The sequence below is a fragment of the Myceligenerans indicum genome (genome assembly GCF_016742955.1).
Lineage (GTDB): Bacteria > Actinomycetota > Actinomycetes > Actinomycetales > Cellulomonadaceae > Myceligenerans > Myceligenerans indicum.
In genome coordinates this window covers 1-12,429 of the sequence record NZ_JABBYC010000076.1, presented here as the reverse complement: position 1 = coordinate 12,429, position 12,429 = coordinate 1, and the positions used below count along the sequence as shown (strand labels likewise).

14 protein-coding genes are annotated in these 12,429 nt (G+C 67.7%); 6 read left to right on the top strand and 8 right to left on the bottom strand.

The features are described 5' to 3' along the window. Positions 1-133 precede the first annotated feature (133 nt). Complete coding sequence (locus tag HGK34_RS21035) at positions 134-1,129, top strand: hypothetical protein (RefSeq protein WP_201851160.1); 996 nt, start codon at positions 134-136, stop codon at positions 1,127-1,129. A 76-nt stretch (positions 1,130-1,205) separates the two neighbouring features. Further along, positions 1,206-1,979, top strand: a complete 774-nt coding sequence (locus HGK34_RS21030) for a hypothetical protein (RefSeq protein ID WP_201851158.1) — start codon at positions 1,206-1,208, stop codon at positions 1,977-1,979. 447 nt (positions 1,980-2,426) lie between these two features. Here the strand turns inward: HGK34_RS21030 and HGK34_RS21025 are convergent, their stop codons facing one another. Together HGK34_RS21025 and HGK34_RS21020 are read right to left on the bottom strand one after the other, a co-directional pair. Then, positions 2,427-2,918, bottom strand: coding sequence for an NUDIX domain-containing protein (locus HGK34_RS21025; RefSeq protein ID WP_201851156.1), 492 nt, complete (start codon positions 2,916-2,918; stop codon positions 2,427-2,429). Between the two features lie 514 nt (positions 2,919-3,432). Then, positions 3,433-4,206, bottom strand: a complete 774-nt coding sequence (locus HGK34_RS21020; RefSeq protein ID WP_201851154.1) for a hypothetical protein — start codon at positions 4,204-4,206, stop codon at positions 3,433-3,435. Between the two features lie 44 nt (positions 4,207-4,250). Between HGK34_RS21020 and HGK34_RS21015 the strand changes: the two genes are divergently transcribed. Then, on the top strand, positions 4,251-4,745 hold the full coding sequence (locus HGK34_RS21015) for a hypothetical protein (protein ID WP_201851153.1): 495 nt from the start codon (positions 4,251-4,253) through the stop codon (positions 4,743-4,745). Positions 4,746-5,011: 266 nt separating this feature from the next. Here the strand turns inward: HGK34_RS21015 and HGK34_RS21010 are convergent, their stop codons facing one another. Then, positions 5,012-5,890, bottom strand: a complete 879-nt coding sequence (locus HGK34_RS21010) for a hypothetical protein (protein WP_201851151.1) — start codon at positions 5,888-5,890, stop codon at positions 5,012-5,014. On the opposite strand from HGK34_RS21010, the gene HGK34_RS21005 reads away from it, so the two are divergent. Further along, a complete protein-coding gene (locus HGK34_RS21005; RefSeq protein ID WP_201851149.1) occupies positions 5,889-6,485 on the top strand; it encodes a DUF7660 family protein in 597 nt (198 codons plus the stop codon). The genes HGK34_RS21010 and HGK34_RS21005 overlap by 2 nt on opposite strands. 84 nt (positions 6,486-6,569) lie before the next feature. On the opposite strand, the gene HGK34_RS21000 is transcribed toward HGK34_RS21005, so the two are convergent. Next, positions 6,570-6,971 carry a contact-dependent growth inhibition system immunity protein gene (locus HGK34_RS21000; RefSeq protein WP_201851147.1) on the bottom strand — a complete coding sequence of 134 codons (402 nt, stop codon included), beginning with the start codon at positions 6,969-6,971 and terminating at the stop codon, positions 6,570-6,572. Positions 6,972-6,975: 4 nt separating this feature from the next. After that, a complete protein-coding gene (locus HGK34_RS20995) occupies positions 6,976-7,662 on the bottom strand; it encodes a DUF3885 domain-containing protein (protein WP_201851145.1) in 687 nt (228 codons plus the stop codon). A gap of 182 nt (positions 7,663-7,844) precedes the next feature. On the opposite strand from HGK34_RS20995, the gene HGK34_RS20990 reads away from it, so the two are divergent. Both HGK34_RS20990 and HGK34_RS20985 read left to right on the top strand, forming a co-directional pair. Continuing rightward, positions 7,845-8,471: a DUF7878 domain-containing protein gene (locus HGK34_RS20990; protein ID WP_201851143.1), complete on the top strand. Its 627-nt coding sequence runs from the start codon at positions 7,845-7,847 to the stop codon at positions 8,469-8,471. Between the two features lie 56 nt (positions 8,472-8,527). Further along, entirely contained in the window at positions 8,528-9,091 is a 564-nt protein-coding gene (locus tag HGK34_RS20985) for a MafI family immunity protein (RefSeq protein WP_201851141.1), read from the top strand. Between the two features lie 257 nt (positions 9,092-9,348). Here the strand turns inward: HGK34_RS20985 and HGK34_RS20980 are convergent, their stop codons facing one another. The 3 genes from HGK34_RS20980 to HGK34_RS22360 all read right to left on the bottom strand — a co-directional run. Continuing rightward, positions 9,349-10,230: a YwqG family protein gene (locus HGK34_RS20980; RefSeq protein WP_201851139.1), complete on the bottom strand. Its 882-nt coding sequence runs from the start codon at positions 10,228-10,230 to the stop codon at positions 9,349-9,351. Positions 10,231-11,521: 1,291 nt separating this feature from the next. Continuing rightward, on the bottom strand, positions 11,522-11,824 hold the full coding sequence (locus HGK34_RS20975; RefSeq protein WP_201851136.1) for a hypothetical protein: 303 nt from the start codon (positions 11,822-11,824) through the stop codon (positions 11,522-11,524). A gap of 221 nt (positions 11,825-12,045) precedes the next feature. Then, a partial coding sequence (locus HGK34_RS22360) for a hypothetical protein (RefSeq protein ID WP_207193629.1) occupies positions 12,046-12,429 on the bottom strand: 384 nt, incomplete at its 5' end.

Here is a 12,429-nt window from a genome sequence, read left to right as displayed (position 1 = left end):
ACCGAGATCTACACGAGCCTTATCGTCGGCAGCGTCAGATGTGTATAAGAGACAGGGTCATCGGTGCGTGGTGCCTCACCGATTCCGGCCGGCGGCGGAACGACTCCGGGGCGAGGGTAGGCTCGCCGTCACAATGAGTGACATCACGGACGACGACCGCGACGTGAGGTCCTGGTTCGACCGATTCGCCGAGCACAACCGTGATCGCCGCACGAGGAGTCTCATCGGGATGATGCTCCTGGTGCTGGCACTCGCCGTGGTTCCGACGTGGTTGGCGGTGGAGCACGTCCGCACCATCGTGATTCTCCACGATCACGGCGTGACGACGTCGGCGAAGGTGCTCGCGATCCACGGTGTGCGGGGGCCGCAGACGATGACGATCAGCCCGGACGACAACCCCTCGGCGCTCATCCGCCTCAGCCACTGGCCGCGCGGCACCGACGTGTGGGACACGCTGGAGATCACCCATGACCCGGCGAACCCCGGCCGCGTCATGGCTGTGGACGCACCCGTGGTCGACGCGGACATCGCCGCAGCGGCGCTCTTCGAGATCATCGCGCTCGGGCTCGTTGCCCTCGTCGTCCCGCCCGGCCTCGCCCTGCTCATGCGCCGGGTTCGTGACCCTGCGTGGCGGCCCCGTGCGGAGCCGGAGACATCGACCAGCCACGCCCCACGACAACCGCGGGATCGCCGCCCGGCGTGGGTACCGGCCGCCTGGCGCAGGATCAGGCGCGAAGCACAGGAACAGGGCGCATGGACGTCCATCCTGGTCTTCGCCGTCCAGGTCACTGTCCTCGGATCGGAATGGGAGAGCAACCGCCCAGACCGGCTGACGGTACGAGTCGGCGCAGAGGAAGCAACGATCACTCGATGGACCGGCGTGCCACGGTACGGCGATCAGATCGACGTGATCTACCTGCCCGAGAACCCCCAGGTCGTGCGGCAGGCCGGCCTCTTCCCGTGGGGCCAGTCACAATTCGCCTTCGCCGCGGCGAGCATCGTGGGCGTGATCACGACGCCGTTCCTCGCCTCCGCGGCGATCGCAGGCCTGCTCGCTCGGGCAGCCAGGGCGCGGGGCCGGCGGAGCACGGGACGCTGTCCCACCGGGCAAACGCCCAACCTGCCGTAGCGGGGTCCGTTTCACGCAACCGTACAAACTCGTCAGGTGACGAGAACAGGACACCATGGAACATGGACGAGACACCATGACCGACAGGGAGCGGGCTCGCCGGTGGCTCGCGGAGGCCGGCATCCAGCAGACCGGTCCGGACACCTGGCGGCACGACGACGAGCCCGACCGCACCCTCACCAAGAACGACGTCGCCCTGGAGTGCTCCTCGTGGATCTTCGAGGACGACGACCTCGACGAGGACACCAGGATCCACGTCGCGTTCGGCCTGATGGACCTGCTCGACCAACTGTGGACCGCGATCGAGCTCCACATGCACTACTGCTCCGGCAAGGGGCGCCCCATACCCCCGTCGCTATGGGACGCACTGCGGGCACGCCTGGAAGCGCTCCACGTCACCGAGTGCGTCACCTACCAGCTGTGGTGCGAATGGTTCGAATGCGTCGATACCCAGGAGCACGCGTTCCCGGCGCTACTCGGCGACGACTTCGCCACAGATCCAACCGCTGCGGACGACGACGCCTTCCTGCGCCGTGCAGCCCGGGTCCTCGAGCACTCCGGCCCCGTGCCCTGGCCGGTCAAGCAGCCCACCTACGACCGAGCCGTGGCAATCGAACCTCTGCGCCCGGCGGTGTTCCGCGGCATCCTGAGCAGCTACCACGACTACTTCGGCAAGCTCGAACCGGGACCGGCACTCGCGCTTCTCGACCGCCTGGGCCTACCCAACGACACCGAGCACCTGAGCCCGCTGCGCACCGTCCTGGCTGCGGGACACACCAACCACTACGCCGCTCCCGACGCCTGGACGGCCGCCCAGCGCACATCTGCCGACAGGCCTCAGGAGCTGTGACGACGGGCCGCCATCTCCGGGAGGTGTGCCGACCAGCCCGGCTCACGAGTGCCTCGGGGCGCGCACCGATCACTATTTCGCGGCGGTGCTTCACGCAGCCGAGGTAGAGCCAGTCCCGACCACGAGCAGGCGGAAAGCTCGTGCGCGTCGACGGGCAGTTCTGGATGCCGAATGACGTCCTCGCGGGTCTGATCGACGGCGCGTGTCAACGGCGGCAGTCAGGCTTCTTCGCGAATGAGGTTGGGGCCGTGGAGTCCATCGCGTAGCGTGGCCGCGAGACTGCCCAAGGCGCGCGGGTACCGGTGTCGCGTGTCCGTTCCTGGAGAGGGTGGCTGCCCGTTCGAGCCGGGCCGGATGCCGAGGTGCTCCGCCGGAGTTCGCGGCGGAGCACCTGAAAAGCAGGCAGCTCCGGAACTGCGCGGCCGAGTGTGTTCGCTGGCTCGGCCGTCAGCGCTTCGTCTGGGCCGACTCCCCATCGCTCAGGTAGGCCGTCACGTTCTTCGCCCGAGCATCGAGCGCGGCGTCGATGCGCGGTGCGACGCGGATCGGGAGTAGACGCTTGCAGTGTTCAGGGTCGTGGAACCCGAAGGTCTCCAGTTCGTCGGAGTCCATGCGGATGCGGCCTGCGTCGGTGAGCAGGCCGCCGTCGAACACGAGGTTGACCAGAGCCCGGGGACGCGGCCCTGCCGGTGAAGCCCAGTCGACGACCAAGAGGTCGCCGATGGTCAGCGACAGGCCGAGTTCTTCGAACAGTTCGCGGGCGGCGGCCGCGTGTGGGGTCTCGCCCTGGTCGACATAGCCGCCAGGGAACGCCCAGTGGTCCCGATAGGTGGGTTTGACCAGCAGGACGCGTCCGGAGTCGTCGGTCACGAAGAGCGCTGCGGCCGCATGGAAGCTCGCCAGCTGCGCGTACCACTTCTCCGGCTCGACCCACGTCATCGTGGCGACTCTACCGACGGGTGGACAAGACGACATAGCCGTGGGCGCGCGCGAGGAAGTCGTCTACGGGCGACGAAGATCCTCGGTAGCCCGACAGTCGACGTGCGAGATCAGTGATGCGGTCGCCGACCCGGCGTGAGCGAAGGCTTCCGGCGATGTCGAGGGCATGCTGCACGCCACCGCCACGCCACGTGTCCGAGCACGCACACAGATCGCCTCGCCCACGTCTTCCACGGCCTCGATCTCCAGCGATCCCAGGCCCGCGAACACCGTCCTGACCAGCAACATCGCATCAAGCACGCCCGATCCTGGCAGGCCGGACCGACCACACCGCAGGTCACACCACCGAAAGTGCGACAGAGCCGAAAGTGCGACAGAGCTGTCTATCAGACAGACCCCCTCCCTTCCGTGCGGCGCACCGGCCGATGAGCGCGTCGAGCGCGACCTCTCGCACCGTCGTCCACATCAGTTGTTGGGCGGACCCGGAGGGCTGGCGTGGACGCCTCCTAGCGCCTCATTCGTCGGTTCGTCGAGTCCACTCCATGGTCTCCAGCTCGGGGTGTGCTCGTAGCCGGTTGATCAGGGCTTTGCTTCCCCAGATGCAGGTGGAGGTGATGTCCCAGTCGGTCATGACGAACCACGACCGGTCCGCCGGCCAGAAGTTCGACGGCGTCGCGTCGAACTGGACGGACAGGTCCTTGACCATGTCCAGGCGTCCGGTGAAGAGCGTCGGGGAGTCGTAGTTGTGCGCGGGAACCTGACCGTAGAAGGCGAAGACCTCACCGGATCCGCCGGCGTCGGCGTCTGCCGCAAGTGTCGAGAGAAGCCCGGCAAGCGATACCTCGTCGAGCGAGCCTTCAGGCGGCGCGAAGATCGACGCCGACCACGAACCGTCTCGCAGCGCGCGATCATTCGGCGGGAAGCGTCGCGCAGCGAGCTTTTCGTGCATCGACGGCCCGAAGTGATCTCGCCAGTACAGTCGCATCCACTCGACGCCGGGCCGTTCGACCCACCCCAGAGGCGTCCCGGAGTCGATCATCGTGGCGCTCAGATCGATCCCGGCGACGACGTCGGGCTCTCTCAGTCCGCGTGCTATCGCGCCCTTCTCGACATCGTCGTGCGTGCCAAGCCCGCGGAGTTCGTCGTTCTCGTACATCGCGTGGAGAACCCAGGTGGCGTCCTCGAGGCCATCCGGAGCCCAGTAGCCCGTGAGCGGGCACTCTTGTCCGTCCAGCCATGCCAAGGCAGCATCCGCGTCGACTACCGGAGTCCAGCTCCTGTCCGTCATCATGCCCATCCCTTCCACCGGCCGAACAGCTTCTCACGAGCAGCGTGGCGAACTCGCTTGGAGGAACCGTTCGCGGCGACGTCGGACAGCACGAGGCTCGACGTCGCATGTTCCACGATGCGGCGTTGGCACCAGAGCGTGAGTTGAAGGAGCTCCTCGGCGATGCTTCGGGGCTGGTCGGTGACCTCTCGGATGAGAGCCCACTCGCGCAATCGCTGCTCCGCGAACGTTCGATCGTGGTCGCTGGGAATCAGGTCGACCCAGGTTCGTCCTTCGGCCTCGTCCACGTACTTGAGGGTTTCGATCACGACCTGGCGCACGCGATCCTCACCCTCATTGATCGTCTCCCGGATGAGCGTGCGGAGATCTTCGCGAGGAACGGCCGTCCGGTAGACCTGCCAGCGCTCGTGTTCGTCGTGTACATCGACGACCGGCGTGCCAACGGCCTGGGCAATCTGCTCGAAGATCTCGGCGCCTCGTACGGTGAGACCCGGCAGGTCGGAGCGTCGGGACCATCAGCACCTTCTGGACGTCGGTGAGCAGCCTGACCTCGGCCGCCGTGAACACCTGCCAAGCACACCAGTCCCAGTTCTCGATGCCGCCGCTCCACTCGAAGAACGACGCGTAGAAGGTCTTCACACCGACCTGGCGCACACCTCGATCGCCTGCCGCCAAGACCTCGAGCACATCCATCACCCGATTACGACGCCCCTGCTCGGCCAGCCGCCCGCTGACGTCGGCGATCGGCGTCGTGGAATCGAGGCCGTGGGACGGCAGCGCACCGTGGCCGTTGAACGCTCCCATGTCACTCCGCCACATAACCCTGCTCGGCCAGCCACTCCGTAAGGAGATCGAGCGCCAGGGCACATGCCTTCACGTTCTCGCCGGCGGTCAGATCGTCGGCCCGCGTACCGGTGCGGTCGGGGCCCGCGATGTGACACACGATGTGATGTTGCCAAATGATGTGCTCACCTGCGGCGCCCAGCCGGGCGGTCAGCCACCGTGAGAATCCGGGGAGGTCGGCCTGCAGCGTCCAGAACGCTCCGGTCACGAACGCAGCGAGGGTCGAGAACGAGTCGTCCGAGACGAACATGCGGCGCCGCTGGCGCAGGAGATGCACCAGCGTGGCGGGATTGTCGAAGGACCACCATTCGGGCCTGTCCTGGGGATCTCCTGGCGATCCCGGGCCTGACCAGCCTGCGGTGAAGTCACTGGCGACGACGGTGATGGTGCCGCCGGTGAACGCCAGCTCGTGACGGACACCGCCCTCGTCGTCGGGCAGGATCTCGTCGACCAGCAGGTTGGAGCGTGGACCCTCGTCGTGCTCGCTGTCGGAATGCACCGACGTCACGCCCTCGTATCGCAGGACGAACTCGGGCGGCGCGCCGCCGTACGCCGCCAGGACCAGGGTGACCACGACGCCGTCGTCGGTGAACCGTGTGGACATCCGGTCGAACGACGCGCTGCGCGGGCACCACGGGTGGCTGAAGTCGTAGTGCTCGGGGTGGGTCGCGAACGCTCGCGCACCCGGCGGGAGCTCATCGGCATGCTCGGCGAGCCAATCCAGGTAGTCTCGCGGGTCTGTCCACGACCCGCCGCCGGTCGACTCCACCTTCACGTAGCGCACACCGGAGTCTCCCACGGCGTACAGGTCAGACTCGGCGGCCTGCGATGATCCGAGCATGTCGTCGAGCCCTGGCTTCTCGCGGACCACGGTCCTGCTCTCCCTCCAACGGGCCCTGTGGGATGCGGTCACACCCGGTCTGCGAGGCGTGACGATGCGCCTCAGCGAGTCCAAGATCGAGGGCCGGATGCTCTACGACCACGATCCCGACGCCACGGATCGTGAAGACTGCTCGCTCGTGGAAACCCACGTCCTCGCCGACCTCCCCGACGATGTCGCGGTCAGGCTGAAAGCCGTCGCCGTCGTCCCTCCCGAGGAACGGATGCTGCTGGCCGCAGAAGAATGGGTCTACCTGCGCAAGGAGCCGGCACCACCGCAACCGTGGCATCCGCACCCGAACCCAGCAGCAACGCCGCTGCTGGACTCACCACGCACCCGCGACGAACTCGCTTCGTTCATCGACGACCTTGCCAGCACAAGCGCGACGACGCCCGACGCCTGGGAGAACGCGACCCTGCCCGACTACCTCGACGCACTCGCCGCGTGGACCCGCGACCTGGACGGCTACTACCTGGGCAATGGCGAACCCGTACCCGAGACACCCTCCTGGAACCTCATCGCGCGGATGCTCCACGCCGCGACCACCTACGAGTAGAAGGAGAAGGGCTGCCGTTCGAGGACCCGCAGCCCGAGTACGTCTGGCACCGGATCGAGTGACGCGACCGGTGCGCTCGCGATTTCACCCGTGTACGGCGGTGAACCTCGCGACCAGGTTCGGTCCGTCTCCTGGCAGGTCGGCGAGCGCGGTCTCGGGCAAAGCACTGAGGACCGTGGCGAGGCGGGACGCCAGGGTCATGTCGCTCAGGCGGTCCCAGGCGTGGTCGGGTGCTTTGATGGCGGCGAGCAGCAGGTCGCCGGGGTAGAAGTCACCGCTCACGAACGGGTCCTCGATCAACAGGTGCGCGGCAAGGGGGAGCACCCGCATGAGCGCCACCTGCTGTGCTGCGAGGACCCGTAGGTCTTCGGATGTGAGTTCGACCAGAGGGCGCCGGCGTGCGGCGTGCACGCGTCGCATCAGCCCGGTGGCGTCCGACGGTGGGTCGGGCCAGCGGGGCGGGTCGAGGTCGTCGAGCGTCACCATGAGGTCACATCCCCGACGGGTGCGGGGACAACCAGTCCGAGTACCGGGCTTTCAGGGCATCGCGGTGCTCGGTGGTTCGGGCGATGACGTCGGCGCCGCCGTCGTACGGGGCGTAGATCCAGTCGACGGTCGCGTTCGTGAAAAGCGTGAGGTCGATGTCATCGGCCACACGGCGCAGTAGCGGGTCCAGCGCGGCGGGTGTCGGAGGAACCCAGCGGGCGAAGGCGTACCACGGGGTGCCGTGCACATCCGGGTCATCGTCGGCGAAGGTCCGCCAGAGCGACCACGTGGCAGCGATCCTGCGGAACCTCTTCGGAGCGCTGAACCTCCCGCCGTCGAACCACTCCCTGCGGACGGCAACGATGGTGCTTTCGTCATCTGCGCGGAGTTCCGCCAGGATCTGATGGTGGCGTCCGAGCAGGATCTGATATTCCTCCTCGGAGTCGGCATACCGCTTCGACTCCGGCAGGCTGTGGAACCTCACCCAACGCTCGTCAGGCAGGCCGCGCACTGACCAGTGCACCGGGATCGCGCCTGGAGCGTCACGTTCCCACGCCTCGGTGAGCCACGCCCACGCCTCGTCCGGTTCCGGAATGCGCAACCCCAGCAGGCCCGCCAGGACCTGCGACGTCCGGGCCAGCGCATGTCGTGGATCGCCTCCTGGAGAGCAGTCCGCTCCTTCACACCTCATCCCTTCTTCATGTCGGACGCGGAGCCGGGAGAAGGCCCGCGACCCAGACGCCCAGACCGAGCAGTTGAGGGCGCACCACGGCGTCGTCCAGGCCCTCTTCCGCTTTGCTTCGTTGTGCTGAGCGGAGTCTTCCACGCTGGAGCCAGCCCAGGCAGCGCTATTCTCACGCCCGTGAGGACGCCATGACCGGGACACCCAACGTCGACGGCCCCGACGGATGGTTTCGTCTCGGTGGGCCGAACCTCACGAACCTGCGGGCCTTCCACGCGACGGGCGGGCGGATCACACGGGCCGAACTCCTGCTCTACGTCGAGGCGGATCTTGAGATCCGCGACGGCGACGTGGTCCTGTTCGACGAGCCGCAGTTCGAGGTCGCCGCGCTCGCCCACGAGCTGACCGCCTGGGCCGGTGACGGCTCCGAGCCCGGACACGACTTCGAGCACAGTCCTGACGGGTACGAGGAGTCCGGCATCGTCCGCATCACGCGGACCGGCCAGGGTTGGGCCGCGGGCTCGTGCTTCACCACCGCGACGACAACATCGCGCGACTGGGAGACCGTGAAGAACTGCATCGACACCTTCATGGCAGACGTTCGCGTGGTCGCCGCCCGGTCGCTGATCGCGGCGGGGTGGACGCTCAGAGACGCGGTCCTCACGATGCGCGACGGGTTCGGCCTCTCTATCGCCGACGCGACCCTGATCGTCGTGCCGGTCAGCGGGCAGGAGCGAGAGTTCTGGGCGCTCCAGGAATGGTTCTGGGACGCGATGGAAACGCTCGCCGCCGAGGAGGACCAGGAGAAGGCGCCGTGACAACCCGCCCGAGGCTCCATGCCCGGACGACTCGGCCGAACCTGCATACTGTCGCGGTGATCGAGTTCGCGCTCCGGGCCGCCGTCGAACGGGTGGCCGCGGGGCTGACCACAGACTGGTGTGAGGACGTCTTCCACCTCATCGAGCATGGCGAACCTGGTCTCGCGCTCGACACCTTGTGCACGCAGCTGTACGAATTCGATGTGGTCGTCGACGATGAGACGCGGCGGCTGATCGCGCAGGCCGGCCATCTGATGGGCATGAACCCGCTGCTGTGGGAGTCGTTGCACCCGGCGCCCTGGCCGAGGCTTGACCGTAACGTCTGGTGGATCCTGCCGACCGGTGAGCCCGACGACGTCGAACACCTCGTGGTCCTGCGAGACGAACTCAGAAGCGAGATCGCCGGCGGACACGTACTCCACGGCGAACCGTTCGACGTCCTGGCGCGGTTCGCGGCCGCCGACGAGGTTCTGTTGCGTCTGACCTCCGGGAGGTTCGCGCTGGCCCATCCCACGTGGAGCCGACGCGAGGAGCCGCTTCCGTGGCCGACGACCGAGATCTGTCCCGATATCCACGCCATCCAGGCCGTGATCGACCGGCTGGAGGACGGTTACACCTGACCCCGCCGCGCTGGATCGCCTACCTCCAGCATCCCGGGTGTGACGCAGCGTCTTCGTGCTTCGACCCGGAGTCGGACGAGTGGCACCGCCGAGGAATTCGACCGGGCCTTCGGCGACGCCCAAGGTCACCTTCGGTGTAGACGGAGCAGCCGGATCGTCGGCGATACATACCGCGGCACGTGCTGGTGGCGCGACCTATGGCTCTGGTATCGGTAACCGAGAACCCGGGCGGGTCCGAACGAAGCAAGAGAACGGTCTCAGCAGCACTGCATGACGAAGCGGATGTTGCTGAGGTCGCCTCGGGCGAGGTCTTCGGGGCGGGCGAGCCAGTACAGGGTGCCGGCGTCGCCCCACATGACGTGGTCGTCGGAGTCGACCTGGAACAGCAGTACCCATCGGTCGGTCTCCGCGGCCATCTCGATCTCGTCGGGTTGCCGTGAGCCGACGAGGTCCCGCTCCGCAGCGCGTCGACGTCGGGCCTCGGCGTGGGCGGCTTCGAGTTCGACCGGCCCTTGGATTGCGATGGCCCACCCGCCGACCTGGTGGCGAGGCAGGTGCCCGCGTAGCCGTTCCATGGCGTCGAAGAGGTCCGCGCCGTTCGCGGGGTGGTCGAGCCACGCCGGGTAGTCGGCATCGATGTCGATGCCGAACGTGGCCGGTAGTACGGGGTGGAAGCTGTCTGGCGCGGTGAGGGTGGGCCGGCTGGTCAGTTCCCGCTCGGCGTAGGTCTGGGTGCCGTCGGGTGCGGGGACGGGAAGGCCGTCGTCGGGCAGGTGCAGGACGCGGAAGCTGTCCAGGTGGGCCAGGTCGGCGAAGCCGTAGTTGTCCGGGTCGTCCAGGACGAAGAACGCCAGCCGACCAGCGCCTGGCAGCGGGATGCCGGGATCGTGGCCTGCGGCCGAGAGCGCTGCAAGGTCCAGCTCACCGACGAAGGACAGCGGCCCGACACCACCCCACTCGGGCCAGGGCGTCCCCGCCCGCAGGCCCGGTTGCCCGCCGAGGCGGGCGACAACGACTTCACGATGGCCTACCTCGTCGAGCGCGGCCGCCGGGCGAAGCAGGTCGAGCCACTTGGCCGCGGACCGGGGGTCGAGGTGTTCGCTCGCGATGCCGGCAGCCTGGGCGAAGGGGTCTGACATGGCGCATAACCTAGCGGGATCCGACGTGGTTCCTGGTTCAGCAGGCACGGCAGCGGTGAGACAAGCCCTTGGCGCCAGACCTGCTGGCGCGGTTCTGATGTGGGCAGATACGGTTGCCCGCGTCATGCGGCTCCTGCTCCATGCCGGTGCGACGATCCTCCTGCCGATCTCCGTGGCCGACGAGCCCGCCCGGCCCGGTGGCCGGGGCGACCGTCCTGGGACCGACGGCGCGTCGTCGTACACGGTGAAGCGCGGCGACACGCTCAACGAGGTCGCCGACGACCACGACGGCGCCCCGGGCCGCCACCCCGACATCGTCGAGGCACCGGCTCACCGATCCCGACCACATCGAACCCGGCTGGATCCTCACCCTGCCCGACGCCGCCGAGCCCGTCGCCAATCACCCTCCCGCCACCACGGATAGCGCAACGGAGTCGGTCGATGACGCTTCGGAGGTCGAGCCGAAGGAACGTCCAGATCAATCGTCGACCAGCGGGGATGCACCTGGCGCGGTTACCGAGCCATCGCGTGGCTCGGTTCCTGGTCCTGCCGGTGCAGCAGCTCCCGACGCGGAGCTCCCGGAGCCACGACCCTTCGGGCCTCGCGCGGCGGCCGGTCCAGAACCAGGCGCGAAAACCGGCTCCCCGAACGCCGCGGACGACGGACAATCCGACGGAGCCGCGACGCTGGCGCCGTGGCTGCTGCCCGGAATCGCCTCCGGCGCAGGGATCCTCGCGGCCGGTCTGGGCGCGGTCGTGCTCCGCGGACGCAAGCGGCAGGCGGCCTTCCGTCGCCCCGGCCGTATGATCCCGCCGGTCCCGGAAGACCTGATTCCTGTCGCGGCCACGGCGCGCATCGTCGGCAGGCCCCGAGTTGACGATGCCTCCGCCCTGGCGCGATTCCCCCAGCGAACTGCGGGACGCCTACGAGAACGACGTCACCAGCGAAGACATCGAGTGGTACCACGCCGTCGTCGCCGAAGCTGCCCACGCCGACGAACTCTCGGAACTCGTCGAAGTCCTGGAACATGACCCCGGACGCAACTGCCCGGCGGTCCTCCTGATCGGAGCGCCCGACGGCAAGCCCGTCGGGACGCAACTGGTGATCCGCGACGGGCACCTCACCGTGCCCGGTACAGGCGTTGACGTCGAAGCAGTGCACCTGCGACAGGAGGAAGTCGACGCCGCCGTCCGCCTCTGCCGCCTGATGGCTGACACCGCCGACGTCGCCGTCCCAGATCGCAGCCATGGCCGGCGTCGAAACCACCAACGTCCGCAGCAGACTTGCCGACCTACGCGACTGGCTCGGCAACCGACCCGACGGCACCCCATGGCTCCCCCTCGGCCGCGGCGGACGCGCCAGCGCGAAACGCCCACCACACCGGTTCCAGATCGAGGGCTGCCTCGTCGACTCCGACCTGTCCCTCCGCCTCAAGACCCGCGCCTACCGCCGCGGCGCAGCAGGCATCGAAGACCTCATCGCAGCGCTCCGGCTCGTTCATGGACGGCCGTTCACGGAGTTCTTCGACTGCCAGGTCGGGATTGCGATCGACCAGGGAGAAGGCATCGACAACTTGGAGACTCGCGTCGCTCACGGTCGTGGACAATTCGGCGCACTCCCCACCCACGTCGGCCGACGGAGTACCGGTCGACTCGCGCGCCGCCCCGAACGCTTCAGCAGCCTCCGCCTGGGAGGTTGATGCGTTCGCACCACCTGATAGCTCTGGGCCAGGACTGGAAGAGCATCCCGACAGCGAGCCGATCAGCACGGCAGCGACCAGTGTCAGCCCAACGTGGAATGAGTATCTATGCGCAGTCATGCGGGGTGATGAGGCCTCTCGCTCGTCTCGTTCTCGTCCATCCGCCTCAGCAGCGCTGTGGCGGCCACAGCGATTCCGTCCCAGTTGCCCTCTATGCCTGCTTCCACGGCGTCGGGGAACCGCTGAAGTACGGCCAGTTCGTCCCGGTAGATTGCCACACCCACTGTGGTATCGGGTGGGTCAACGACGCTTGTGTCATCAAGAAAGTCCAGGAACCGATCGAGCGCCCCGGACCGTCCATCGATAACGTCAACCTCGATTCTTCGTGGGTGAGGTGACTCAAGGCATGGGAAAGGTGCTCTGACCTGGCACGATTGGTGTTGTCGAGACACTGTCGGGCTGGAGGATCGGAGCACCTTTCTGGTGGGCAACACTACTGC

Excerpts from the sequence above, each read along its gene's own strand:
- HGK34_RS21025 (WP_201851156.1), bottom strand. The coding sequence starts at position 2,918 with ATGACGTGGGTCGAGCCGGAGAAGTGGTACGCGCAGCTGGCGAGCTTC.
- HGK34_RS20990 (WP_201851143.1), top strand. The coding sequence starts at position 7,845 with ATGACCGGGACACCCAACGTCGACGGCCCCGACGGATGGTTTCGTCTC.
- HGK34_RS21005 (WP_201851149.1), top strand. The coding sequence starts at position 5,889 with ATGTCGTCGAGCCCTGGCTTCTCGCGGACCACGGTCCTGCTCTCCCTC.
- HGK34_RS21035 (WP_201851160.1), top strand. The coding sequence starts at position 134 with ATGAGTGACATCACGGACGACGACCGCGACGTGAGGTCCTGGTTCGAC.
- HGK34_RS20995 (WP_201851145.1), bottom strand. The coding sequence starts at position 7,662 with ATGAGGTGTGAAGGAGCGGACTGCTCTCCAGGAGGCGATCCACGACAT.
- HGK34_RS21020 (WP_201851154.1), bottom strand. The coding sequence starts at position 4,206 with ATGACGGACAGGAGCTGGACTCCGGTAGTCGACGCGGATGCTGCCTTG.
- HGK34_RS21010 (WP_201851151.1), bottom strand. The coding sequence starts at position 5,890 with ATGCTCGGATCATCGCAGGCCGCCGAGTCTGACCTGTACGCCGTGGGA.
- HGK34_RS20980 (WP_201851139.1), bottom strand. The coding sequence starts at position 10,230 with ATGTCAGACCCCTTCGCCCAGGCTGCCGGCATCGCGAGCGAACACCTC.
- HGK34_RS21030 (WP_201851158.1), top strand. The coding sequence starts at position 1,206 with ATGACCGACAGGGAGCGGGCTCGCCGGTGGCTCGCGGAGGCCGGCATC.
- HGK34_RS21000 (WP_201851147.1), bottom strand. The coding sequence starts at position 6,971 with ATGGTGACGCTCGACGACCTCGACCCGCCCCGCTGGCCCGACCCACCG.